This window comes from Oceanococcus atlanticus, assembly GCF_002088235.1.
Classification (GTDB): domain Bacteria; phylum Pseudomonadota; class Gammaproteobacteria; order Nevskiales; family Oceanococcaceae; genus Oceanococcus; species Oceanococcus atlanticus.
This window is the reverse complement of the sequence record NZ_AQQV01000005.1, coordinates 92,756-117,133: the sequence shown is the minus strand read 5'-3', so window position 1 is coordinate 117,133 and position 24,378 is coordinate 92,756. Positions and strand designations below refer to the sequence as shown.

27 protein-coding genes are annotated in these 24,378 nt (G+C 61.1%); 18 read left to right on the top strand and 9 right to left on the bottom strand.

Annotated elements, in window-relative coordinates; all coding sequences use genetic code 11:
* The first annotated feature begins 76 nt into the window (after positions 1-76).
* Complete coding sequence (locus ATO7_RS15875; protein WP_240499504.1) at positions 77-403, top strand: DUF6763 family protein; 327 nt, start codon at positions 77-79, stop codon at positions 401-403.
* A gap of 1 nt (position 404) precedes the next feature.
* Here ATO7_RS15875 and ATO7_RS15870 read toward each other — a convergent pair whose 3' ends face one another.
* Positions 405-1,742, bottom strand: a complete 1,338-nt coding sequence (locus tag ATO7_RS15870; protein WP_083563395.1) for an AmpG family muropeptide MFS transporter — start codon at positions 1,740-1,742, stop codon at positions 405-407.
* Entirely contained in the window at positions 1,732-2,511 is a 780-nt protein-coding gene (locus ATO7_RS15865) for an exodeoxyribonuclease III (protein WP_083563394.1), read from the bottom strand. Before ATO7_RS15865 ends, ATO7_RS15870 begins: the two co-directional genes overlap by 11 nt.
* A gap of 59 nt (positions 2,512-2,570) precedes the next feature.
* Here ATO7_RS15865 and ATO7_RS15860 point away from each other — a divergent pair, with 59 nt between their 5' ends.
* The 4 genes from ATO7_RS15860 (at position 2,571) to ATO7_RS15845 (ending at position 6,215) form a co-directional block, all read left to right on the top strand.
* On the top strand, positions 2,571-3,914 hold the full coding sequence (locus ATO7_RS15860; RefSeq protein ID WP_083563393.1) for a cryptochrome/photolyase family protein: 1,344 nt from the start codon (positions 2,571-2,573) through the stop codon (positions 3,912-3,914).
* Between the two features lie 59 nt (positions 3,915-3,973).
* Positions 3,974-4,609, top strand: coding sequence for an orotate phosphoribosyltransferase (pyrE, locus tag ATO7_RS15855; RefSeq protein WP_083563392.1), 636 nt, complete (start codon positions 3,974-3,976; stop codon positions 4,607-4,609).
* A gap of 142 nt (positions 4,610-4,751) precedes the next feature.
* Complete coding sequence (locus ATO7_RS15850) at positions 4,752-5,519, top strand: phosphoadenylyl-sulfate reductase (RefSeq protein WP_083563391.1); 768 nt, start codon at positions 4,752-4,754, stop codon at positions 5,517-5,519.
* An 84-nt stretch (positions 5,520-5,603) separates the two neighbouring features.
* Complete coding sequence (locus ATO7_RS15845; protein WP_083563390.1) at positions 5,604-6,215, top strand: DUF4124 domain-containing protein; 612 nt, start codon at positions 5,604-5,606, stop codon at positions 6,213-6,215.
* Positions 6,216-6,224: 9 nt separating this feature from the next.
* Here the strand turns inward: ATO7_RS15845 and argB are convergent, their stop codons facing one another.
* From argB to coaBC, 3 genes are read right to left on the bottom strand one after another with little or no spacing between them, the layout of a single operon-like run.
* Positions 6,225-7,109 (bottom strand): acetylglutamate kinase, encoded by an 885-nt coding sequence (gene argB / locus ATO7_RS15840; RefSeq protein ID WP_083563389.1) that lies wholly within the window; start codon positions 7,107-7,109, stop codon positions 6,225-6,227.
* The gene (gene dut, locus ATO7_RS15835) at positions 7,109-7,564 is read right to left on the bottom strand and encodes a dUTP diphosphatase (RefSeq protein WP_083563388.1); all 456 of its coding nucleotides are present in this window, start codon (positions 7,562-7,564) and stop codon (positions 7,109-7,111) included. Before dut ends, argB begins: the two co-directional genes overlap by 1 nt.
* Positions 7,565-7,601: 37 nt before the next feature.
* A complete protein-coding gene (gene coaBC, locus ATO7_RS15830) occupies positions 7,602-8,807 on the bottom strand; it encodes a bifunctional phosphopantothenoylcysteine decarboxylase/phosphopantothenate--cysteine ligase CoaBC (RefSeq protein WP_083563387.1) in 1,206 nt (401 codons plus the stop codon).
* A gap of 76 nt (positions 8,808-8,883) precedes the next feature.
* Between coaBC and radC the strand changes: the two genes are divergently transcribed.
* The 8 genes from radC to mutM all read left to right on the top strand — a co-directional run bounded on the left by radC (position 8,884) and on the right by mutM (position 14,821).
* Positions 8,884-9,558: a RadC family protein gene (gene radC / locus ATO7_RS15825; RefSeq protein WP_083563386.1), complete on the top strand. Its 675-nt coding sequence runs from the start codon at positions 8,884-8,886 to the stop codon at positions 9,556-9,558.
* Between the two features lie 133 nt (positions 9,559-9,691).
* Complete coding sequence (rpmB, locus tag ATO7_RS15820; RefSeq protein ID WP_083563385.1) at positions 9,692-9,928, top strand: 50S ribosomal protein L28; 237 nt, start codon at positions 9,692-9,694, stop codon at positions 9,926-9,928.
* Between the two features lie 3 nt (positions 9,929-9,931).
* A complete protein-coding gene (gene rpmG / locus ATO7_RS15815) occupies positions 9,932-10,099 on the top strand; it encodes a 50S ribosomal protein L33 (RefSeq protein ID WP_083563384.1) in 168 nt (55 codons plus the stop codon).
* Between the two features lie 79 nt (positions 10,100-10,178).
* Entirely contained in the window at positions 10,179-11,102 is a 924-nt protein-coding gene (locus tag ATO7_RS15810) for an ABC transporter ATP-binding protein (RefSeq protein ID WP_083563383.1), read from the top strand.
* Positions 11,103-11,133: 31 nt separating this feature from the next.
* Positions 11,134-11,877, top strand: a complete 744-nt coding sequence (locus tag ATO7_RS15805; protein WP_158523241.1) for an ABC transporter permease — start codon at positions 11,134-11,136, stop codon at positions 11,875-11,877.
* Positions 11,874-13,190 carry a GldG family protein gene (locus ATO7_RS15800; protein WP_083563381.1) on the top strand — a complete coding sequence of 439 codons (1,317 nt, stop codon included), beginning with the start codon at positions 11,874-11,876 and terminating at the stop codon, positions 13,188-13,190. The genes ATO7_RS15805 and ATO7_RS15800 overlap by 4 nt, the downstream gene beginning before the upstream one ends.
* A gap of 11 nt (positions 13,191-13,201) precedes the next feature.
* A complete protein-coding gene (locus tag ATO7_RS15795; protein WP_083563380.1) occupies positions 13,202-14,002 on the top strand; it encodes a DUF4340 domain-containing protein in 801 nt (266 codons plus the stop codon).
* Positions 14,003-14,005: 3 nt separating this feature from the next.
* Positions 14,006-14,821: a bifunctional DNA-formamidopyrimidine glycosylase/DNA-(apurinic or apyrimidinic site) lyase gene (gene mutM / locus ATO7_RS15790; protein WP_083563379.1), complete on the top strand. Its 816-nt coding sequence runs from the start codon at positions 14,006-14,008 to the stop codon at positions 14,819-14,821.
* Here the strand turns inward: mutM and ATO7_RS15785 are convergent.
* Positions 14,775-15,680, bottom strand: a complete 906-nt coding sequence (locus ATO7_RS15785) for a DMT family transporter (protein ID WP_083563378.1) — start codon at positions 15,678-15,680, stop codon at positions 14,775-14,777. The genes mutM and ATO7_RS15785 overlap by 47 nt on opposite strands.
* A 74-nt stretch (positions 15,681-15,754) precedes the next feature.
* Here ATO7_RS15785 and rimO point away from each other — a divergent pair, with 74 nt between their 5' ends.
* Complete coding sequence (rimO, locus tag ATO7_RS15780) at positions 15,755-17,071, top strand: 30S ribosomal protein S12 methylthiotransferase RimO (RefSeq protein ID WP_083563377.1); 1,317 nt, start codon at positions 15,755-15,757, stop codon at positions 17,069-17,071.
* Between the two features lie 2 nt (positions 17,072-17,073).
* Here rimO and ATO7_RS15775 read toward each other — a convergent pair whose 3' ends face one another.
* Entirely contained in the window at positions 17,074-18,108 is a 1,035-nt protein-coding gene (locus tag ATO7_RS15775; protein WP_158523240.1) for an AraC family transcriptional regulator, read from the bottom strand.
* Positions 18,109-18,303: 195 nt separating this feature from the next.
* Between ATO7_RS15775 and ATO7_RS15770 the strand changes: the two genes are divergently transcribed.
* The 3 genes from ATO7_RS15770 to ATO7_RS15760 all read left to right on the top strand — a co-directional run bounded on the left by ATO7_RS15770 (position 18,304) and on the right by ATO7_RS15760 (position 20,578).
* Complete coding sequence (locus ATO7_RS15770; protein ID WP_083563375.1) at positions 18,304-18,624, top strand: 2Fe-2S iron-sulfur cluster-binding protein; 321 nt, start codon at positions 18,304-18,306, stop codon at positions 18,622-18,624.
* A gap of 41 nt (positions 18,625-18,665) precedes the next feature.
* A complete protein-coding gene (locus ATO7_RS15765) occupies positions 18,666-20,045 on the top strand; it encodes a cytochrome P450 (protein ID WP_083563374.1) in 1,380 nt (459 codons plus the stop codon).
* Positions 20,046-20,107: 62 nt separating this feature from the next.
* Entirely contained in the window at positions 20,108-20,578 is a 471-nt protein-coding gene (locus tag ATO7_RS15760) for a GFA family protein (RefSeq protein WP_083563373.1), read from the top strand.
* Here ATO7_RS15760 and ATO7_RS15755 read toward each other — a convergent pair.
* Positions 20,529-21,842 (bottom strand): nitrilase-related carbon-nitrogen hydrolase, encoded by a 1,314-nt coding sequence (locus ATO7_RS15755; protein ID WP_158523239.1) that lies wholly within the window; start codon positions 21,840-21,842, stop codon positions 20,529-20,531. The two genes, ATO7_RS15760 and ATO7_RS15755, sit on opposite strands and share 50 nt — an antisense overlap.
* A 154-nt stretch (positions 21,843-21,996) precedes the next feature.
* Positions 21,997-23,037 carry a hypothetical protein gene (locus ATO7_RS17145; RefSeq protein ID WP_240499503.1) on the bottom strand — a complete coding sequence of 347 codons (1,041 nt, stop codon included), beginning with the start codon at positions 23,035-23,037 and terminating at the stop codon, positions 21,997-21,999.
* Positions 23,038-23,274: 237 nt separating this feature from the next.
* On the opposite strand from ATO7_RS17145, the gene ATO7_RS15745 reads away from it, so the two are divergent.
* Complete coding sequence (locus ATO7_RS15745; protein WP_083563371.1) at positions 23,275-24,327, top strand: helix-turn-helix domain-containing protein; 1,053 nt, start codon at positions 23,275-23,277, stop codon at positions 24,325-24,327.
* Positions 24,328-24,378 lie beyond the last annotated feature (51 nt).

Genomic DNA, 24,378 nt, shown 5'->3' with positions numbered 1-24,378 from the left:
CGGCCTATAAAGGGCCACGGATCGGCCCGCCTGCCTCGGCGCAGGGTCGGGCACAGACGGACCGATCGCAGATCCCGTGAAAGCGGAAGGAGACGATATGATCGGCGTGTTCGAAGGCATCGAGATCGGCAGCTGGTACCGCATCCCCGGCGGCGCAAGTTTCGAGGTTGTAGCCCTGGATCTGGAATCCGAAAGCATCGAAATTCAGTACTACGACGGCGCCATCGAGGAACTCGATTTTGACAGCTGGCTGGAACTGGCGGCACAGCCGACCAGCGCCCCCAATGATGCTGCTGGCGCACTCGATCTGAACCGCGGTGACTACGGCGATTTGAGCATGGACTTCGACACCAACCAGCCTGGTGACCGTCTCAACCCGCTAGACCAACTGGACTGGCGCTGACTCAGGCCTTCTCGTCGCCCTGCGGGCTGACCCGCGGGTGACGAATCAGGTAGCTGATAATCAGCAAGGCCGGAATCCCCAGCGCCGAGGTGTAGAGGAAAAACACCGGGTAACTGAAGCTGTCGACCACCCAGCCCGAGCCCCCAGCGATCAACTTACCGGGCAAGGTGAACAGTGACGAGAACAAAGCGTACTGGGTCGCGGTGTAGGCCACATTGGTCAGACCGGACAGGTAAGCGATGAAGGCTGTGCCGGCAAAGCCACCAGAGAAATTGTCGGCGCTGATGACCATGGTCAAACCGGCGACCCCCGGATCCGGCAGCACCGCCAGCAGAGCAAAGCTCAGATTGGTCAGGATCACGAAGATGCCACCCAGCACCAGCGAGCGCTCCGCCCCGATGCGCGCCACCACCACACCGCCCACGATCGTGCCGAAGATGGTCATCAGCACGCCGAAACCTTTGGCCACGGCGGCAATTTCCTTGAGTGTGTAGCCCATGTCCAGATAGAACGGATTGGCCATCACCCCCATGGTGATGTCGGTCACGCGGAACAGGCCGATGAAGGCCAGAATGATAATCCCCAGGCGCACCCCGTTGCGGGCAAAGAAATCGACGAAAGGTCCAGCCACAGCGGTGTAGAACCAACGCGCAAAGCGCTGCAGGGCGGAACCATCCATCGGCTCGTTCAAGGCCACGCTGGCCTGCGCGGCCGGCTCGCGAATCACCAGGCTGGTCAGCACCCCTACACCCATGCAGGCCGCCATCACCGTGTACGCCACCATCCAGCTGTATTCCGCCGCCAGGAACAGGGCTCCAGCGCCAGCCACCAGCAAGGCGATGCGGTAGCCCATCTGATACGCCGCCGCCATGGCACCCTGCTCATCACGCGGGGCCGCCTCGATACGCCAGGCATCGACTGCGATGTCCTGGGTTGCCGAGGAAAATGCCACCAGCAGCGCCAGCCACGCCACCAGCTCCAGCGCCACGCCGGGATCAGATGTGGCCAAACCGAGCAGGCCGGTGGCCACACCGAACTGGGCCAGCAACATCCAACTGCGTCGCCGCCCCAGCCAGCGCGTGAGCAGCGGAATCGGCAGGCGATCCACCACCGGCGCCCAGAACACCTTGATCGAGTAGGTGATACCGATCCAGGAGAACAGTCCGATCATGGTGCGCGACACATCCACCTGGGCAAGCCAGGCGGACAGCGTTGCGAAAACAAGCAGGAACGGCAGCCCGGCGGAAAACCCCAGACACAACATGGCGAAGATGTGCGGCCGCCGATAGGTGGCCAGGGCCTGGAGCCAGCTGCGCCGCGGTGCGACCTCAGTCGTCATAGTCAACGATCAGCGGGGCATGATCGGAGAAAAACTCGTCCTTGTAGACCCAGGCAGCCTTGATCGCATCTTTGTAATGCGGCGTGGCCAACTGATAGTCGATGCGCCAGCCCACGTTGTTCTCGCGTGCGCGCCCACGGTTGGACCACCAGGTATAGGCCTCACCCTCCGCCTCGGGGTGCAACTCTCGGAAGGCATCCAGCCAGCCCTGCTCGTCCTTGACCCGGGTCATCCAGGCGCGCTCTTCGGGCAGAAACCCGGAGTTCTTCTGATTGGACTTCCAATTCTTCAGGTCGCGCTCGGTCTGGGCAATATTCCAGTCACCACACAGGATGAAACGGCGCCCGCTGTCGAGGCAGGCCTGAAGGTAGGGGTAATAGAGGTCGAGAAAGCGGAACTTGGCCTGCTGACGCTCATCACCGGAGGAGCCTGAGGGCAGGTACAGCGAGGCGACCGACAGATCACCGTAACGCGCCTCAAGATAGCGCCCCTCGACATCAAACTCGTCAAAGCCCAGCCCGCGCACCCACTCGTCGGGCTCGCGCCGGCTGTAAATCGCCACGCCGCTGTAGCCCTTTTTGCTGGTCGCGTCCTCGTAGGCGCAGTGGTAACCGGCGGGGTAATACAGCTCGTCATCTTTGAGCTGATGCTCCTGCGCCTTGGTTTCCTGAATGCACACGACATCCGCATCCTGTTGCGGTAACCAGTCGAAAAAGCCCTTACGGCCGGCAGAACGAATGCCATTGGCATTCAGGCTGATGATGCGCATGATCAAGCGGTTGGCAAATCAGCAGGCATGATACCCATACCACCGCTACACTGCCGACCATGCGCATCATTCACTGGTTTCGCCGCGACCTCCGCCTGACCGACAACCCGTCACTGGAATGGGCCTGCCAGCACGCCGACGCCCTGTGCCTGGTCTACATCCACGCACCCGACGAAGAATCACCCTGGGCCGCCGGTGCGGCCAGCTGCTGGTGGCTGCACCACGCGCTGCACGCGCTGAGCGAATCACTGGCACAACGCGGCCACCGATTGATCATCCGCCACGGCTCAAGCCTGCAAGAACTGCAGCAGATCGCGGATGCCTTCAACGCCGATGCGGTGAGCTGGAACCGCCTCTACGAGCCGGCGATTATCGCCCGCGATCGCGACATTAAAACCCGCCTGAGCGAGGCCGGTTACACCACACGCTCACACAATGCCGCGCTGCTGCTGGAACCCTGGACCATAGAAACCGGCGCCGGCCGCCCTTACCGGGTGTTCACGCCGTTCTGGAAAGCCGCCAAAAACACCCTGCCCGGTGAATTCAACATCGCCGAACCGCCAGACAGCTGGCCACCCGGCGCGGACATTGAAGGCCTGAGTATCGACGCACTGGGCTTGCGCCCGCAGCACCCGTGGGGCGATAAGCTGGCCGCCCACTGGCGGCCCGGCGAGGCCGGCGCGCTCGACCAGCTCGATCACTTTGTCGAACACGCAGCTGCCGATTACCCGAGCACGCGGGATGTGCCCGCCGTCGCCGGCACCTCACGCCTGTCGCCACATCTGCATTTCGGTGAAATCGGCCCGCGCCAGATTCGCGCCGCACTCCTCGGCCCCGACGCCCCGGCAGCCGAAAAATATCTCGCTGAGCTGGGCTGGCGCGAGTTCGCCCATCATTTGCTGTATCACTTTGCCGATACCCCGCAACGCGAATTCAACCCCAAATTCGAGGCGTTTGAATGGCGCAGCGGCGAGGCGGCAGAAGCAGACCTGAAAGCCTGGCAGCGCGGCCAGACCGGCATCGAGCTGGTCGATGCCGGCATGCGCGAGCTGTGGGCCACCGGCTGGATGCACAACCGGGTGCGCATGATCGTGGGCAGTCTGCTGACCAAGAACCTTGGCATAGACTGGCGCGCCGGCGCGGCCTGGTTCTGGGACACGCTGGTCGATGCTGATCTGGCCAACAACACGCTGGGCTGGCAATGGATCGCCGGCTGCGGGGCTGACGCTGCCCCCTACTTCCGCATATTCAACCCGGACACTCAGGCCGAACGTTTCGACCCCGACCGGCGCTATCGCGACCGCTGGCTGAGCCAGCCACTCGCCGAACCGATTATTGATCTCAAAACCTCGCGCCAGGCGGCCCTGGATCGCTATGCGCGCCTCAAAGAGGATTCCGCCTGAGTTGGCGGCGTTGTCATATTTAAGTACTGTCCGCGACCCGTCACACGCTGAAATCCGCTATGCACGACTACCAAACCCGCTTCCTTGAACTTGCCGAGCAATGCGGCGTTCTTCGTTTCGGCGATTTCACGCTCAAATCCGGCCGCCAGAGCCCCTACTTCTTCAACCTCGGCAATATCAACTCGGGCGCCGCGATGCAGGCTCTGGCTGATGCCTACGCTGAGGCCATCCTCGCTGCCAAGCTTGAGTTCGACATGCTGTTCGGCCCCGCTTACAAAGGCATTCCACTGGTCACCGCCGTCGCCCTGGCATTGGCCCAACGCGGCCATGACTACCCGTTTGCCTTCAACCGCAAAGAGGCCAAAGACCACGGTGAGGGTGGCAACATCGTGGGTGCGCCACTGCAAGGCCGTGTGCTGATTCTGGATGATGTACTCACCGCTGGCACCGCAGCCCGTGAGGCCATTACCTTGATACGCAATGCCGGCGCCGAGCCCGTAGCCGCGATGCTGGCGTTTGACCGCCAGGAAAAGGGCCAGGGCACGCAGTCGGCAACGCAGGAACTGGCCAAAGAGCAGCAGCTTGCCGTCGCCGCGCTGGTCGGCCTTTCCGACCTCGAAGCTTGGCTGCGCGCCAGCGGCGATGCGGACAAACATGCTCAAATCGCACGCTACCGCGAACAGTACGGGGTCTGAGCACGACAATTCGGGGCCGCGCTATTTTGTTATTCCATTTTGGATGCAAACTCGCGATTTATATTCCGATACGATAATTTGCGCACCGTCGTACATCCATCGGAATTCGGAACTGTCCGAGTCTCCACACCCCGGAAGCCCCATGAGTGCCACCGCAGAAGCCATCAACAACACCAGCCGCGACGAGACCGTCGAGCTGAGTCACGTGCTGGAACCGGAGCCTCCGCGCCCGGCCAATGGCGCGGGCCTGGATGCACAAGCCATCGCGGAACTGAACGCACGCTATGCGCCGCTGAATTTCGAGCAGCGCCTGCGTCAGCTGTATGAGGATTTCGCCCCGGACAAAGTTCTGGTCACCTCATCCTTTGCCGCCACCTCGGCCTATTTTCTGCACATCATCAAGAGTATTCGTGCCGATCAGCGTATTGCGTTCATCGACACCGGGTTTCATTTCCGTGAAACCCTGCTGTACAAGGAATACCTGACCAAGCTTCTGGACCTGGACGTCTTCAGCCTGCAGGCCGAGGACTGGAAGCACGAATTCACCGTCAATGACCAAACCTGGGACAAGAACCCGGATTTCTGCTGCTCGATCAATAAAGTCGAGCCGCTGGAAGCAGTCAAACCTGATTATCACGTGTGGATTTCCAGCCTGATGGGCTGGCAGACCGACGACCGTGCGGACATGGAAGTGTTTGAGGAGCGTCGCGGCATCATCAAGTTCAATCCGATGATCGATGTCAGCAAAGACGAACGAGACGCCTACATCAGCGAGCACAAGCTGCCATTCCACCCGCTGGTTGCGCATGGTTTCTCGTCGATTGGCTGCACCCATTGCACAGTCAAAGGCGAAGGTCGCTCGGGACGCTGGGCCGGCAAGCCCAAAACAGAGTGCGGCCTGCACCTGTAAGCCAGAAAATACGCCGGCAGCCTGGTCAACGAAAACGCGCGCAGCTACGTTATCCTGTAAGCCATTTCAGGATGGATTGAGCAGATGCGAGCTTTGTTGCTGATTCTGGCCGTTGCCACGGCCAGCGCGGCGTACGCCAAAACCTACCGCTGGGTCGACGAGAACGGTCGCGTGCATTACGGCGACCGAATTCCTGCGAAGTATGCCCAGCAGCAGGTTCAAACGCTGAATGATCGCGGCGTGGTGGTGAACGAAAAAAATGCGCCTAAAACTGCCGAACAGCTGGCCGCTGAACAAGCACAGCGGGAAGCTGAAGCAGAAGCCAAGCGTAGGCAGGAAGAGCAGAACCGTTACGACCAGTTTCTGCTCAGCACCTATGCCACCCAGGATCAAATCCTGCATCGTCGCGACGAACAACTGGCCATCCTCGACTCACGCATTGCCTCGGGCGAAAAATCGGTGGCCGAAAGCCAGGCCACGCTGAGCTCGCTCAAAGAGCGCGAGGATCGGCTCAAAGCTCAGGACAAGGCCGTCCCGAGCAAATTGCAGAAGCAGATCATGGAATTTGAAACCGTGGTGCGCACCAGCGAGGCCGCGCTCAATGCCATGCGCGCCGAGCGCGAGAAGGTCAATGATGAATTCGAACGCGACCTGACGCGCTTTATCCAGCTGAAAACACCAGCCCGGCTCTACTGAGCCCTTCGACTAGCGCCGTGGGCCGTTGATCAGCGTGCCCACACCTTCATCCGTGAAGAGCTCAAGCAAGCAAGCATGCTGCACCCGGCCATCCACAATGTGAGCGGCGCGCACGCCACTGCTCACGGCGTCCAGCGCACATTGAATCTTGGGCAACATGCCGCCGCTGATGGTGCCGTCGGCAATCAGGTCCTGAACGCGTTGCGCTGACAGGCCGGTGAGCAGCTCACCCTGCTTGTCCAGCACGCCGGCGGTGTTGGTCAGCAGCATGAGCTTTTCCGCCTCCAGCACACCGGCAATCTTGCCGGCCACCAGATCCGCGTTGATGTTGTATGCGCGGCCCTGATCATCAACACCCACCGGCGCAATCACCGGAATGAAGCCGCCGGTGTCCAGCCGACTGACCACGCCCGGGTCGATCGAAGCCACCTCGCCCACCAGACCCAGCTCGGTTTTGGCCTGACCCTGAGCATCCGCCAGAGGCCGAGCCCGAATCATGCCCCCGTCCTTACCCGAAAGGCCGACCGCACGCCCGCCGTGCTGGTTGATCAGATTGACGATGCGCTTGTTCACCAAGCCCACCAGCACCATCTCGACCACATCCATGGTCTCGGCATCGGTCACCCGCATGCCATCGATGAATTCGGTTTTCTTGCCCAGTTTGTCGAGCATCTGACCGATCTGCGGGCCGCCGCCGTGCACGATGACGGGATCAATCCCGACCAGCTTCATGAGCACCACATCGCGTGCGAAGCTGCTCTGCAAGGCCTCATCGGTCATGGCGTTGCCGCCATATTTGACCACCACGGTCTTGCGCCGGAAACGCTGGATATAGGGCAGCGCCTCGGTCAGAACGTGGGCGACGTTCATCGCTTCCTTGGAACTCAAAGCCATCAACGTGTCCCCGTATGGCCGAAGCCACCTTCGCCACGCTCGGAAGCGTCGAACGACGTCACCTGCTCAAGTTGCGCCTGCACCACCGGCACAAAGACCAGTTGAGCGATGCGCTCGCCGGGCTCGATACGGAAAGTGGTGTCGCCGCGATTCCAGCACGAGACCATGAGCTGTCCCTGATAGTCCGAATCGATCAAACCCACCAGATTGCCCAGCACGATGCCGTGTTTGTGGCCCAGACCGGAACGCGGCAGGATCACCGCGGCCAGCCCCGGATCACCAATATGGATGGCCATGCCGGTGGGCAGCAGCTCGGTCTGCCCCGGGGCCAGATCCAGCGGCGCATCAAGACAGGCGCGCAAGTCCAGGCCGGCGGAACCGGGGGTTGCGTAATTGGGCAGGGGAAATTCGCCACCCAGACGATCATCGAGAATCTTGAATTGAATCTTGTGCATGCAAGTTGGCGCGAAGGCGCCCATTGAAGAAAGGAAATTACGGGGCCACGGCGCCCGCGTGCTCATCACCCGTGGCGTAGCGGGTGGCGATCAGATCAACCAGCTCGCCGGCCAGAGCGCGCTTGTGGCGCGGCCCCAACTGCTGCTGCCCACCCGGCCAGAACACCAGCAGAGCGTTCTCGTCGACATCAAAACCCTGGCCCGGACCCACCTCGTTGGCGCAGATCATGTCGAGGTTCTTGCGCTGCATCTTGGCACGTGCATAGCGCTCAAGCTCACGGGTCTCGGCAGCGAAGCCGACCGTAAACAGATGCGTTTCACGGCGCGAAAGCTCGCCCAGGATGTCCGGCGTCTTTTCCAGCTCCAGTGCAATTGAGTCGCTGGATTTTTTGATCTTGTCATCCTGCACGGCCCGCGGGCGGTAGTCCGCCACCGCAGCCGTGGCGATGAGTATCTGCGCCTTGCCAACACGTTCGTTGGCCTTGTCCAGCATCTGCTGGGCCGACTCCACGTTGTAACGGCGCACGCCGATCGGGGTCGGCAGATTGACCGGCCCGGCAATCAACTCGACCTGGGCGCCCGCCGCCTGACACGCCGCGGCCAGGGCAAAACCCATTTTTCCGGACGAGCGGTTGGTCAGAAAACGTACCGGGTCCAATGCCTCGCGGGTCGGCCCGGCGGTGATCAGAACACGCAGCCCCGCGAGCACGCCATCCGGCTTCTCATCGGTGATCATGTCAGCCAGCTCTAGTGGCTCCAGCATCCGCCCGGGGCCGATATCACCACAGGCCTGATCACCCTCACCCGGGCCCAGAATCTCGATCCCGCGCTCACGCAGGGTGGCCACATTGGCCTGTACGGCCGGGGCTTGCCACATTTGCTGATTCATCGCTGGGGCCAGGGAAATCGGCGCAGCCGAGGCCAGACATACGGTGGTCAGCAGGTCATCCGCCATGCCCGCGGTCAGCCGCGCAATCAGATCCGCCGACGCGGGCGCAATCAGAATGCGGTCGGCCCAGCGGGCCAGTTCGATGTGCCCCATCGCCGCCTCGGCAGCGCTGTCTAATAAGGCGGTTCGAACCTCACGCCCGGACAACGCCTGAAAGGTCAGCGGTGTCACAAACTCCTGGGCAGCGCGCGTCATCACCACCTGCACGTCGCAGCCACGCTCACGCAGGCGGCGCACCAGGTCGGCACTCTTGTAGGCGGCTATCCCGCCGCTGACGCCGAGCAAAACGTTCATCGGGTGTCCGGAAATCCTCTAAACCTGCGTAGATTCTACCGGGATTCGAGAACAGGGCCGTAAAGGCGCCACAAGCATGCCGATCAATCATTGGCCGGACACCGAAAGACCGCGCGAGAAACTGTTGCTGCGCGGTGCGGATGCACTCAGCGATGCCGAACTGCTGGCGATCTTCCTGCGCACCGGGCTGCCCGGCAAATCGGCGGTGGATCTGGCCCGCGAGTTGCTGCAGCGCTTCGGCGGCCTGCGCGCCTTGCTCAGTGCGGAGCAGGCCGATTTCTGTGCCCAGCCGGGCCTCGGTCCGGCCAAATACGCCCAGCTTCAAGCGGTTCTGGCTATGGCCACCCGCGAACTCAAAGACGGACTCAAGCGTGGCCAGCCCCTGAGTTCACCCGAACAGGCTACAGCGCTGATCTGCCGGCACCTTCGTCATCGCGCGCATGAAGTTTTCAGTTGCGTCTGGCTGGACAGCCGGCACCGCCTGATCGAACTGCAGGATCTGTTCTTCGGCACCATCAATGGGGCCAGCGTTTATCCGCGCGAGGTGGTACGCGCGGCCATGCGGCACAATGCTGCGGCGGTCATCCTGGCGCACAACCACCCGTCCGGTGTGGCCGAGCCCAGCACGGCCGACAAGCAGCTCACAACCCGCCTGTGCGATGCGCTAAGCTTGGTCGATGTTCGCGTGCTGGACCACATTGTGGTCGGCGATGGCGAGAGCGTCAGTTTTGCCAATCGTGGCTTGCTGTAAGGGATTGCGAGGCTTGAGACGCGCCTTGCAGCCATTGCGCGGCACATATTCTGGTTGCCCCTCTCTCAGGAAACTGATATAAAGCGCGCCCTTTTGCGTCAGACGACGCGTCCGGCTTTTCCAGGAAAGAATCATGTCACGAGTCTGTCAGGTGACGGGCAAAGGCCCCCAAACCGGCAACAACGTATCGCACGCGAACCGTAGAACGCGTCGTCGTTTTCTGCCGAATCTGCAAAGCAAGCGTTTCTGGGTGGAGAGCGAAAAGCGCTTTGTCCGCCTGCGCATCTCCCACCAGGGCCTGCGCATTATTGATAAACGCGGCATCGATACCGTGCTGGCCGAAATGCGCGCCCGCGGCGAGAAGGTATAAACCATGGCCAAGTCAGCTCGCGAAAAAATCAAACTGGTGTCCACCGCTGGCACCGGCTACTACTACACGACCGACAAGAACAAGCGCAATACGCCTGACAAGTTCGTGTTCAAGAAATTCGACCCGGTGGTTCGCCAGCACGTCGAATTCAAGGAAGCCAAGATCAAGTAATCCGGCTGTTGTCCGCCGGAATTGAAAATGCCCGCCAATGCGGGCATTTTTGTTGGCCCTTCCCCACCTCTCAACACCCATGAGCCTGTTGCTGAGCGCCAGCAATCTGCACCGCGCATTCGGTCCGCACCCTGCTGTGCGGGGCCTCAGCCTGTCGCTCAAACGCGGCGAAGTGGTCGGCTTGCTCGGCCCCAATGGTGCCGGCAAGACCACGACGCTGCGCATGCTCACTGGCTGCCTGGCGCCGGATAGCGGCCACATCAGCATCGGCGGTCACGATATGGCTGAGGCACCGGCCAAAGCCAAGGCACAGCTCGGCTATCTGCCTGAGGTGCCACCGCTGCATGGCGAACTCACGGTCTCGGAATACCTGCGCTTTGCGGCACGCCTGCACGGCATTGAGCGCACCAGGGTTGCCACCGCTGTTAGCCACGCGATCCAGGCCTGTGGCCTGGATCAGGCCACACAGCAGGTGATCGCTTCCATGTCCAAAGGCTACCGCCAGCGTGTAGGCCTGGCTCAGGCCATCCTCCATGCCCCCCCATTGATCGTGCTGGACGAGCCCACAGATGGCCTTGATCCCAATCAAATGCGCCAGATCCGCAAATTGATCCGGGACCTGGCACGTGACCACGCCATTTTGCTCTCCAGTCACATTCTCTCGGAGATTCAGGCGGTATGTGATCGCGTGGCCATCATGGCGCGCGGGCAAATTGTCTACGAATCCCCGCTGGATCAGCTCAAGCCAATACAAGGTGAATCCGGCGAACAGCACCTGATCATCGGTTTGATGCGCGCACCCTCGACAGACGCACTCTTGAAACTGGACGGCGTGACGGCGGTCGATGCTATCGACGCCCAACATTTTCGGCTGTGCGTCGACGAGCTCTCAGACCCGCGCGAAGCGATTGCCCAGGCCGCCGTAAGGCATGACTGGGGACTGGTCGAGCTGCGACAGCACAGTGCCGGCCTGGAACAGATTTTCGCCCAACTCACCGCATGAGCCCGTTGAGCAAACAACGCAGGAACGACACATGAGTCCAATGTGGGTGATCGCATGCCATGAGTGGAGGCGCCTGTTCTCCTCGCCGCTGGCCTGGGCTTGCCTGGGCATCGTGCAATTAATCCTGGGCATTGTGTTCTGGCTGTTGCTGGCCGAATTCGCCACCCTCGGGTACACCAATACGCAAGTCGGTGTGGCCGAGTTTGTCGGTGGCGGCTTATTCGGATTCTCCAGCATCGTCTTCTTGATCGTGGTCCCGCTGTTGGCCATGCGCAGTTTTGCCGAAGAGCGCCACAGCGGCAGTCTCGAGTTACTGCTGGCATCGCCGGCATCGCTCAGCCAGATTGTTGTCGGCAAATTTCTCGGCCTGCTGGGTTTTCTGTGGCTGATGCTGGGCTTGACCGCCTTGATGCCCCTGTCCCTGCAGATCGGCACGAACCTGGATCTGGGCTTATTGGCCTCGGCCATACTGGGCGTCGCGCTGATGCTCGCCGCCTTCGCCTCGGCCGGCATCTTCGTCTCGGTGCTGTGTCCACAGCCAGTGGTCGCCGCGCTGGCCGGCTTTGGCCTGTTGTTGGTGTTGTGGCTGTTGCAAGTCGCCGGAGCGGCCCCTGGCCCTGTCGCCGCGCTGGCCGAGTACCTCTCACTGCTCAGCCACTTCGATGCACTGCGCCGCGGGGTGTTCGACCTTGCGGATGTTGCCTACTACCTGCTGTTTTGTGCCGCCTTTCTGGGTTTTGCGATTCAGCGCCTGACCTGGGAGCGGCAGGCATGAAGCGCAAGGCGAATCTTCTGCTGACCAGCGCATTGTGGCTGTACGTCATTATTGCGGCAGGCTTTGTGTCCTTGCGCTACAACCAGCAGTTTGACTGGACCGCGAACAACCGCAATACGCTCACAGCGGCCAGCGCAACCTTGCTGCAGACCCTGCCGGACCCTATTCAGGCGACTGCCTGGGTCTACCCATCTGCCGATGCGCGACGCGAAATCAGTGCACGCTTCGCCCCGTACCTGCGTGAAAAAGACAATTTCAGCCTGACATTTCGCGATCCCGCCTCGGATCCGCAAGCCATTCGAACCCTGGGCATTGGCGAAAGCGGCGAAGTTGTACTCGAGTACCGCAAGCGCCACGAAAAACTCAGCGTGTTGTCAGAACCGGACATCACAGCAGCCTTGCAACGTCTGGGACAAACCTCGAGCGCACATCTGGTGTTTCTCACCGGCCATGGCGAACGCGACCTGCAAGACGACAGCCAGTCCGGCTACACCGAACTGTCGACTTTGCTGCAAGACAAAGGCTTGCGCGTAAGCCGCCACAGTCTGGCCACCGAAAGCCTGCCTGACGATGCCCAACTGGTCGTATTGGCCGCCCCCCAACGCGCATTGACGCCAGGCGAAATCAACAGCTTGCAGCGCTATCTGGATCAAGGCCGCAACCTGCTCCTCCTGAGCGACCCTGGCCTGCCAGTTGCCCGCGAATTGCTTGCCACGCTGGGGCTGAAGTTCCTCGACGGCACCCTGATTTATCAAGACTACGAGCAGCTCGGCAGCGGCCACCCGGCCATGGCGCTGGTTGCCGAGTACCCCGCACATGCCTTGGGCCAGTCGCTCACCGACATCAGCGCGTTCGCGGGTGCCGCCGGCCTGATGCAGCTGGTAGACAGCCCTTGGAACAGCACAGCTTTGCTCAACAGCGTGCCCCGCTCGTGGCTGGAAACCGGACCAATGGGTACGCGCCTGGAATTCGACCAAGACGCAGACCTCATGGGACCTGTCAGTTTCGGCTTTGCCCTGGAACGTGATCAGCCCGCAGGCACGCAGCGCGCCGTCGTCATCGCAGACTCCGACTTTCTTGCCAATGGTTATCTGACACAGGTCGGTAACCGGCCACTTGCCGTAGCGCTGTTCCAGTGGCTGGTGGGCCGCGATGACCAGATCGCCATCGACCTGCCACCAGCTCCCGACGCCAGCCTAAGCCTTTCGCCATTGGCGACCAGCGCGCTCGCAGTGGTCTTCGTGCTCGCCTTGCCGTTGTTCTTTCTCACCACGGGCATGCTGCGCTGGTGGTTACGCCGTCGGCGGCGTTAAATGGGATCGCCATGAACGCTGTCACCCGGACAAATCTGACACTCGGCATCATCGCCGCACTGCTCAGCCTCATACTGATCCTGCACAAGCCCGCTCTTCAGGCACCCACCACTCAGCGTTTGAGCACGGCTGCCCCCCAGCAGGCCAGCTCGATCCAGCTGTCCCTTGGCAACGGCCAGCCCCCCACCCTGATCCTGCAACGCGATGAACAAGCGTGGACGCTCAATGCACCCGTCCGCATGCGTGCAGACGATATGGCGGTAAACGAAATACTCCGCCTGCTCAGCGTTAGCAGCCAGCGAACGCTAGATCCCAGCGATACGGATCTGGCCGCTATCCGACTGGACCCGCCACTGTGGCAGGTCGACATCGACGAGCACCGCTTTGCCATCGGCGGCACCGAGGCGCTGAGCGGACAACGCTACGTCCTGTACCAAGGGCAAATTCATCTGGTTGGCGACCTCAACGCGGCACGTTTCGACAACAACTACGCTGATCTGGTCGACAGAAGCTTGCTGGGAGAACACGGACAGATCCAGAGCATTCGGCTGCCGCAAGGTGAGGTCACACTGGTGCAGGCCGGCAGCGCCGAGCTTTTTGCCCGCTGGGCCAATGCGGAGGCGCAATGGCTGGTGCGCCCCAGCAAGATGGACTTTGATGATGTACGCGAACGCGTCACCGTGCGCCTCGACAGTGCCAGCATCGACTTTCTGATCCGCAGCCGCGAGCCACGCCTGGAGCTGATCCGCCCGGATCTGGATCTGATGTACATGTTGCCGGCCTCGGCCAGCCGGGAATTGCTGGAGCCCTGAGCCATGCCCGAACTTCCTGAGGTCGAAACCACCCGGCGCGGCATCCTGCCGGCCCTGCAAGGGCGCCGCCTGATCGGTGCCGATGTGCGTGAATCACGCTTGCGCTGGCCGGTGCCTGAAGCCCTCAGCAACCTGGTGGAAGAGCAGCCGGTGCTTGATGTCAAACGTCGCGCCAAGTACCTGCTGATCGAACTGCCCAACGGCGACATTGTGCTGCACCTGGGCATGTCGGGCAGTCTGCGCGTGGTGCCCGCCGACACCGCCCTGCGCAAGCACGATCACCTTGATCTGCTGATCGATGATGGTCATGCACTGCGCTTCAATGACCCGCGCCGCTTCGGCCTGCTGCTGTGGCAGCCGCACGATGGCGGGGTGCATCCACTGCTCGCGCACCTTGGCCCGGAGCCGCTCAGTGATGACTTCAGCGCCACCGCGCTGTATCAGCGCTCACGCAAGCTCAAAGGCGCGGTCAAGAACTTCATCATGGACCAGAAAACCGTGGTCGGCGTGGGCAACATCTATGCCTCAGAAGCCCTTTTTCGCGCCGGCATCGACCCACGCCGGGCTGCCGGCCGGGTCAGTCTGGCGCGCTATCAGAGCCTGGTCGGACATATTCGCGAGGTGCTGGAAGATGCCCTGGACAGCGGCGGCAGCACCCTGCGGGATTTCCTGCGCCCGGATGGTGCGCCTGGCTATTTCGTGCAATCGTTGAATGTGTACGACCGCCACAACGAGCCGTGTACACGCTGCGCAACGCCGATTCGCCGTGAAGTTATTGGGCAGCGTGCGTCGTACTTCTGTCCGCAGTGCCAACATTAGCGCGCCGGCAGACCACGATCCCGAACAACACCACAGCGCCGCCCGCAGCCTGCAACGGCGACACCGTTTCGGCCAGTAGCAACCAGGCAAAACCGGCTGCGGCGACTGGCTGTACCAGCAGCCCCACCGCGGCAAAGGCCGAGGCCAGATGGGCCAGCGCATAGGCGATCAATCCCTGCCCCAGGATGTGGCTGATACCGGCCAGGGCCAGTAGCCAGAGCCAGTCGTGACCGCTCTGCGGCCAGCCATGGCCTGCCGCCAGCACGAACGGCAGCAGGCACAGCGCAGACACCGCCGTGGATATCCACATCAACTCCCAGGTGCCATAATGGCGCCGCGCGCCGGCAATGAAAAGCTGATAAGCCGCATAGAAAGCTGCCGTCAGCACGCCCAACGCATCGCCCAGCAGGGCTTCGCCCTGACCGAAGTTGACCCCGACCAGCACAGCCGCCCCGACCAGGGCCAGAACCAGACCCAGCCAGTATTGCCCGCCCAGACGCAGGCCAAGCACGCTGATGCTCCACAGCGCGATGAACACCGGAGCCAGATTGGCCAGCAGGGTCGCATTGGCCACGCTGGTGAAGACGATCGAGTAATGCCACACCCCCAGATCGCCGGCGAAGGCCAGGCCAGCGGCCACAGCCAGAAGCAACGCCCGCCGGTCCCTGGGTACCTTGGGCCGGTCTGGCCCGCGCGCCATCCATGCACTCACCAGCCACAGCGCCGGAGCGGCCAGGGCCAGGCGCCAGAACGCCGAGGCCACCGGCTCCAGCTCGATCATGCGCACGCAGATCGGCGCAAAGCCGATGCCGATGGCGCCCAGGGCCAGCGCCGCCAGGGCGCGCCAATGAACCGTCATGGCGCTGAATGCACTAAAATTGCGGACTTTATCAACGGCGCGCTCGTCTCAACTCCCGCGCCACACGGAGCATCATGTCGCAAGGCAGCAGCGGTAGCGTCGGATTTATCAGCCTGGGTTGCCCCAAGGCACTGGTGGATTCGGAGCGCATTCTGACCCAGTTACGGGTCGAGGGCTATCAGGTTGTACCCAGCTATCAGCAGGCCGACGTTGTCGTCGTGAACACCTGCGGCTTCATCGATGCGGCAGTGGAGGAATCCATGGGTGCGATCGATGAAGCGCTGACCGAAAACGGCAAGGTCATCGTCACCGGCTGCCTCGGCGCCAAGGCCGACGTAATCCGCGAACGCTTCCCCGATCTGCTCTCGATCACCGGCCCGCAGGACTACGCTGCGGTGATGGACGCGGTGCATACCCAGCTGCCACCGGCGCATGATCCGTACCTCGATCTGGTGCCCGACAGCGGCATCAAGCTGACCCCGCGTCACTACGCCTATCTGAAGATCTCCGAAGGCTGCAACCACAAGTGTAGCTTCTGCATCATCCCCTCCATGCGCGGCAAGCTGCGCAGCCGCGGCATCGACGATGTGATGCTGGAAGCCGAGCGGCTGGTGCGCGGCGGGGTCAAGGAGCTTCTGGTCATCGCCCAGGACACCAGCGCCTATGGCGTCGACATCAAATACCGCAGCGGCCAGTGGCGCGAGCGTGAATGGCAGACCCGCATGTACGACCTGTGCCAGGCCCTGGGCGAACTCGACGCCTGGACCCGGCTGCATTACGTCTACCCCTATCCGCACGTGGATGAGGTCATTCCGCTGATGGCCGAGGGCAAAATCCTGCCCTACCTGGACATTCCGCTGCAGCACGGCAGCCCACGCGTGCTCAAGGCCATGCGCCGCCCGGCGGCGGCCGAAAATACCCTGGAGCGGATCAAGACCTGGCGTTCGATCTGCCCCGACATCACCCTGCGCAGCACCTTCATCGTGGGTTTCCCGGGCGAAACCGATGAGGATTTCGAGATCCTGCTCGACTTCCTGCATGAAGCCCAACTCGATCGCGTGGGTGCCTTCACCTACTCCCCGGTGGATGGCGCGCCGGCCAATGCGCTGGCGGATCCGGTGCCAGAGGAGCTCAAGCAGGAGCGCCTGCAGCGTTTCATGCACACCCAGGCCGAGATCAGCGAAAAGCGCCTCGCCGCCAAAGTCGGCCAGACCATGACCGTGCTGATCGACGAAGTCCATGACGAGGCGGTGCTTGCGCGCAGCCCCGCTGATGCACCGGAAATTGATGGCCAGGTGGTGCTGCCGGCGGGCGCAGGCCGCCCGGGTCAGTTCGTCGAGGTCAAGATCACCGAGGCCGACGAACACGATCTGTTCGCAACGCCGATCTGAGCTCAGCGCTTTTGTGCCGCCAGCCTGCGGCGAAAATCACGCGGGCTCAGGCCTTCCTTGAGCCTGAAGAAGCGCGAGAAGTTCGATGTCTCGGTAAAGCCCAAGGACAGGGCGATCTCGGTGATGCTGAGCCACGGATCGTGCAGGCGTTCACACGCCAGCTGGTGTTGCACCTGATTCGACAAGCTGCGGAAATTCGTGCCCTCATTCATCAGATGACGGTTCAGGGTCCGTGTGGACAGATTGAGCACGCTGGCCAGATCCGACAGGCTGGGCTGCCCGTTGGCAGCATCACGCAACATCATCAGCACCCAGTCCTTGTACGAACCACGCGTAGCGACACTGTGCTGCAAGGCCCGGCAGCGCGCCTCGGCCACCTTGAACGCATTGGTGTCCGCGGTGTTCAGCGGATACTTAGACGCATCGAAATCGAAATGGATGGCGATGCCCGGCTGCTCCATCTGGCCGAACACCCAGCGCCCACCCACCAGACTGCTATAGCGGGCCACGTGCGCCGGCCTGTCGATGGACATCTCGATGCTGAACACCGGCAATTCCGGTGACAGCTCACGGAATTCGCGGTAGGCGGCGTTGGCAATCGATTCGATATGAAACGCCAGGCAGCGCGGGCTCATGCCGACAACCGGCATCCAGCGCAGTGTGGCGCCATGCGCGTGCTTGGTATAGCGCATCGAAAACGTCGGCATCACCAGGCGAAAAAACCGCGCCAGAAACTGCAGGCTACTCTCGATGTGCGGGCTGTTGAGCATGCCAAAACCGACCAGGCTGTGTGTGGTCACGCTGATTCTGGCGCCGAGTTCAAAAGCCGCATCGCCGGGAATCTGATACTCGTCCATGGCCACACTGATCAGATTCTCGATCTGACGCAGACGCAGCTGGGCATCCGGCTCATGCAGGCCACGCGCGCTGATGCCTGCCTGCTGCAGCAAGGCCCCGGTCGGCACCCCTGACGCCTCCAGCACTTCAAGCAAGCGCAGGTAGTAGCGGGCTGGTACCGCTATGTTGTCCGAGATCACCACGCGCCCTCCTCACCCTGTCCGCGGCCACCGCAATGATGGCTGAAAATGATCACTTATTGTCTGATAAAGACAATTCTACCCCCGGCATCTTACGCATACTGAATTCACACAGAACAACAAAGCGACGCCACCAAGCCGCTTTCGCGGCTCCCGATTAAGGCCGCGCCACCTCAACACGTAAGGATCAAAAGCATGGGAAAAGTCACATTCATTGAACACAACGGCACCGCGCATGAAGTGGAGCTGGAATACGGTCAGCCCTTGATGCAGATCGCGGTCGACAACATGGTGCCCGGCATCGATGCGGACTGCGGTGGCGAATGCGCCTGTGGCACCTGCCACGTGATCGTTGCCGATGAATGGATTGGCAAGACCGGCCAGGCCGGCGATGACGAAAAGCAGATGCTCGACATGACACCGGAAAAAGCCCCGTCATCACGCCTGGCCTGCCAGATCGTGGCTTCGGAAGAGCTCGACGGGCTGGTGGTGCGCCTGCCCGAATTCCAGATGTAGCCCTTGCCAGAACCGAATAACACGCAGGAGAGAGACCGCACATGAGTATCCAAGCCAAAGCCATGCAGGTGGCCGCCAAGGTGGTGCCCGCTGACGTCCAGATCAAGGGATTGCGCGTACTGCACAACACCAAGCGCAAACTGGGCCTGACCAAAACACCCCCGGTATTTGTCGAAAGCCTGGTGCCGGATGTCAGCACCCTGGCACTTGAGAACATCGACGTCAGCAACCCGTTTCTGGTTCGCCAGGGGCAGTCCGAGGCCTACTTCAAACGCCTGCGCCAGGAATGTCCGGTGCATTACGCCAAGGACACACCGTTCGGGCCGTTCTGGTCGATCACCCGCCATGAGGACATCAAATTCGTCGACAAGCATCACGAACTGTTCTCGGCCGAGCCGCTGATCCTGATGGGCGACATCCAGGGCGCGCAGCCGGAACTGTTCATCGCCATGGATCCGCCCAAGCATGACGAACAGCGCATGGCCGTTCAGGGCGTGGTGGCGCCCAAAAACCTGCTCGAACTCGAAGGCCTGATCCGCGAGCGCGTGGCCGAAGTGCTGGACAATCTACCGCTGGACACGCCGTTTGACTGGGTCAGCAAGGTATCGATCGAACTGACCACCAGAATGCTCGCCACCCTGTTCGACTACCCCTACGAGCGGCGCGCTGACCTAGTGCGCTGGTCCGACATCATCGCGGCCAGCCCGGAAGCCACCGGCGGCCCCAGCAACGATGACAACTTCTTCCAGGCCGCTGCCGACATGGTCAAAGCCTTCTCAACGCTGTGGTGGGAGAAAAAAGCCCGGCTCGATGCCGGCGCTGCGCCGTCGTTTGACCTGATCAGTCTGCTGCTGTCCAACAAGGACACCAAGGACATGGTCAAAAACCCCATGGAGTTCCTCGGCAATCTGGGCTTGCTGATCATCGGCGGCAACGACACCACACGCAACTCGATGTCTGGCGGGGTCTATGCCTTGCACAAATTCCCCGAACAGTTCGCCAAGCTCAAGGCGAATCACAGCCTGATTCCCAACATGGTCTCGGAGATCATCCGCTGGCAGACCCCGCTGGCTTATATGCGCCGCATCGCCAAGACCGATGTCGAACTCAACGGCCAGACCATCCGCAAGGGCGACAAGGTGATCATGTGGTACTCATCCGGTAACCGCGATGAAGACGTGTTCGAAGATGCACACAAGCTGATCATCGACCGCAAGAACGCCCGCAACCACATTGCGTTTGGATTTGGCGTGCATCGCTGCATGGGCAACCGGCTGGCCGAAATGCAGCTGCGCATCCTGTGGGAAGAAATTCTGCAGCGCTTTGACAACATCGAAGTGGTCGAGGAACCTGAGATTGTTCAGTCGAACTGGGTGCGCGGTTATTCCAAAATGATGGTGAAACTGACTCCAGTCAGCTGACATCGATTTGAACGGGCCAGGCACACAGCCTGGCCCGACAGCGCACGGCGGGAGTACACACAATGACCACAACATGCCAATGCCCCTGTGGCCAGCAGCAGATTGCCGTGTTTGGCCAGCCGGTGATGCGCTTTATCTGTCACTGTGAGATTTGCCAGAAGGTCTATGCCAAACCGTTTGCCGACATCGTGGCGGTCCGCGCCTCGCAGGTGGCCAAACCCTTGAGCCCCGGCATAAGGTTTGCCAAGCACCGCCCGCCACCTGCAGTGAAGCGCGGTGTGTGTCCGGCCTGCAACAACCCGGTTGTCGCCTTACTCCCCCTGCTACCCGGCTTCGGTCTGGCCTTTGTTCCAGCCGCGAACTTCAGCCCGCAACACGTACTACCCGACCCCAGCCTGCATGCCTTCTACCACCGACGTCTGGCTGATGTCGCAGACACCCTGCCCAAATTCAGCGGTTATTGGGCCAGCCAGTGGGGCATTGTCAGCCATTTCGCTGGCGCTTGGTTGCCCCGCGCAGCTGCAAAACAGTGAACAGCATCAGTAAAGCCCAAAACACGCCATCACCCACGCGAGCGTAGATGCTCAGCCGGGAATTCAGTGCCACCTGATGGCATTGTGCGCCACTTGTGCCTTGAGGCGCGGTCGGCGTCCAGCGCCCCGTCGGATCAACCATACCGGCGAGTCCTGCGTTCACTGAACGCACGATGCTGCGTCGCAGCTCTACCGCTCTAAGCCTGCTCATCGCCAAATCCCAATGGCTGATTCGCGGACTTCTGAATATCGAGAAGTTCGCCGCATGCGCCAGTGCATCCGCACCCTCAACAACGGCTCTGCGCAAATCATGCCGGAAGTAAATCTCGTAACAGATAGCCAGCATGAGCTTAATCCCATTCGCCAAACTGAACGGAACATTCTGAGGTGAATTCGCGCGGTCCTTACTCGGCGCCGCCGCAGCTTCGAACACCGGCACCAAACGCAACTTACGGTGAGCTTGTAGCGGCGTAGCACCGTCATACAAGCGTGCCGCCAGATATGGCCCACTGTCTTCATACGCATGACACGTGGCCAATATCGGCCTCTCGTACTCAGCGGCAAGCTGCGCTGCACGCTCACACAAACGATCGGGTGCCTGCGGCCGCCTGGCTGTCTCTGGCCACAGCTGAATGGCGCAACTCGGCGTAGCGGCAAATGCCGCACGACTGAGCTCAACCGCGGACAGAGGTCGCGTGCTGTGCTGATCGCGCAGGAGTAGATGGTCAGTCGCCAAACGCGGCCAGTTTGACTGAACGGCATGAACCGAAAGCACTTGATTCGGGGACTCATTCCAGCGCGCCAACGCCGCCACCCCATAGAGGCCGCAAATGGCGAGCGGCAGCACGCATGCGAACAAGGCCTGGAGCTGGCGCGGCTCACTAAGCCACAGCGCCGCCCCCAGGTTTGAGGTCAATAGCAGACCCAGCAGCACCGCTTCACCACCAACCTCGGCCAACTGTATCCACACGACCTGGCTGCTGATCATCGCCAGCGGGGTGTAAGGAAATACGCTCGGCCAGAACACAATCAAGCCCGCGAACAGAAATCCCCCAAACCAGGGAGCCCAAGCTTGGGCATGGGTCCGCTCAACCGACTGCCAAAACAAGGCAAAAATGGCGAACGGCAACGCGTAGCTCAAAAAGAAAACCACGAGGTAGGACAATTCGAGCCAGCCGGCGAAGCCCATCGCTGAAAGTGCGGTGGAAAATGTTGTCCAGCGCCCAGGGATGGCATACCACAAGCCTCCCATCAGCCCCCACAAGGCCGCGCCCACCCCTCGGCTGCCACGCAGGCTAAGCAAAAAGGGAACCAGCGCGACTGCCGCCAACCATGCGACATCTCCCAATCCTGGGCTGGCACACCACACCAACCCGCCTGAGAACGCCTGTAAGGCTGCGCGGCGAATGCCTCGCATGTCAGCGCGAGGTGAGCCTGCGCCTGCTAGGCCGCAAACGACAGGCCAGCGCAAGCGCCAGCACGAGCAAGGGCCATGCGGCAGCCCCACTTCCGCTGGAACTCGCTTTGGCATCGCCCCACGCGTAACCCAGATCCTTCAGCTCACTATAGCCAAAGCGCGCCGCGCCGCCTTCATCTGCGAACCCTTCCAGCAAGAACGAAAGTCGCAAACCTGCCGCATCAAAATCATTCGGCAGCGCGCTATCCGTTAGGCCACTCGGCACGTAGTAGCGACGCTGCAACGACAATGCCTTTTCAAGCGGCTGAGGGTCAGCGAAATAAAACAAGGCATAAAGCACATCTGGATTAGCGGTGTCATAGCCAACAAAACTGGGATTCAACCGATCACCCGGACGCGGCGCGACGCTGTATTGGTACTCACCTGCATCACTGTAGATATCCACGACCACCTGCAGGACCTCACCTTCAGGGTTGGTCACGAAACGTAAATCCGCAACAGCCGCGCCCTCGTTGTATCCCAGGTAGAAATCCGGATCAGCCTGCAATTCTTCAGCTTCCTGATAGAGCAAGAACTGGGACAACCAAAGCTGTCCCGACTGATCAATCAAGTCCTGTGCCCCGGGCTGAAACTCTGGATCGGCCAGATACGCGGAGAGCAAGCGCGGCACACCGTCACCAACATCCAGGAAGAACAGCTCGCGATACCACCCAGCAGACGTGAACCGCTCATGCCCTGCCGCTACCGCGGGCAAACTCATAGCCACCAATTGCAAAGCCACCCCGCCCTGGGCTGACCACGGAAAAGTGACGACGCCGCGCACGTCATCCCACACCCCGGGCAAGCCGTGGCTTAGGGTTTCCCCGCCAAGATCGCCGGCTTTGGCTGGCTGCGGCGCACTCATAGCGCGCTTGTACATGACCGCCGACTTGGCGAATGGCCTGTTGCTGCAGTTCGGCTCTTCGCAATAATTGGTCGATGCCGAAACGGAAAAGATGGGAATAAACAAGCAGAAACTGATGAAAATACCGCGCTTGAGCATGCGACCGACTCCGTAAATGACAGGTAAGCTGATGCAACACCTCGGTTCGAACGCCTGAATGAGGGCTCCGCAAACAACTCAGCTCGTAGTCTGGCCATGCAATTTCATGAAAATGTGCACAGCGTCCCAAGCCGCGGTTTCGTAATATTCCAGGTCCACGCGCAAAGGGCAGCCATGCCAACGGCACTTGCGATGGCGCCGTCGCACATCGTCCGCTAAACCATCACAGGCCAAGTGATGAATCCGTTACCTCGCTCCACATTCGACTCTCGCCAGCTGCCGCTCAAGCATCGCTACGATGCGTGGCGCGACAGCATCAGCGTTGTCTTCGATTACCAGTTACAAGCATCGGTACCCGAAGAGCAGTTCTTTGCCAGCATTGATAATGTGCTGTTTGACGATGCGTTTATCCTGTCAGCGTTTCACGCACAAGCAGCGTCCTATGAACGCAATGCTGCGCGAATTGCAGCAGACAGCCTCGACATGATCATGCTGCAATTCGCCCTTGAAGGACCTTGTCAGCTGCTTGCATCGCGAGCGCAAAGACAGTGTCGTGTCGGTGACATCGTCATCATGGACGCTACACAGCCGATCCATAACCGTAACGCAAGAGAGCGCAATATCACGCTCAGCGTCTCACGTCAGGCTTTAAAGAACCTGGTTAAAGACATTGAAAGCTCGCATCTGGCCGTTATTGCAGCAAATGAGCCTGCGGCCGTGATGCTGCGGTCGCATTTACTCGCGCTGTACGGAAATTTGCCGCAGGTCGCAGCAGCGTCATCCCCAGGCGTGATCGATTCCACGCTAGCCCTGGCAGCGGCCGCACTCAACGCGGCTCTTGGTCAGGCCACGGATGACAGCCCGCCACTGCGTCAATCGCTTCGGGCACGGGCTAACTTGTTGATAGAACAGTGGCTGCATCAGCCTGCAATTCCGATAGAACGACTCGCCGCAGCTGTGCCGTGTTCACGCACCCGACTGTACGCATTGTTTGCCGACGATGGCGGTGTCGGGCGCTATATCCAGCGTCGTCGCCTGCAGACAGCAGCGGCACGTCTGATGTCCGCCCGCCATCGACACCTCAGCATAACCGGCATCGCATGCGCATCAGGGTTCACCAATATGTCCAGCTTCAGCCGTGCTTTCAAGCTGGAATTCGGCATCACACCCCGAGAACTACGCCGTCAATGCGCCAACGCGCCAGCCGCCTCCAGCAATCAGCACATGACCCAAGGCCAGACGTCACGTCACTACGAAACCTGGGTACGCGAACTCTTACGCACGCATTGATGTGAGAATCAGCAGGGCTTCCCCGGGTTATGCCACTGAATTGCCCACCGC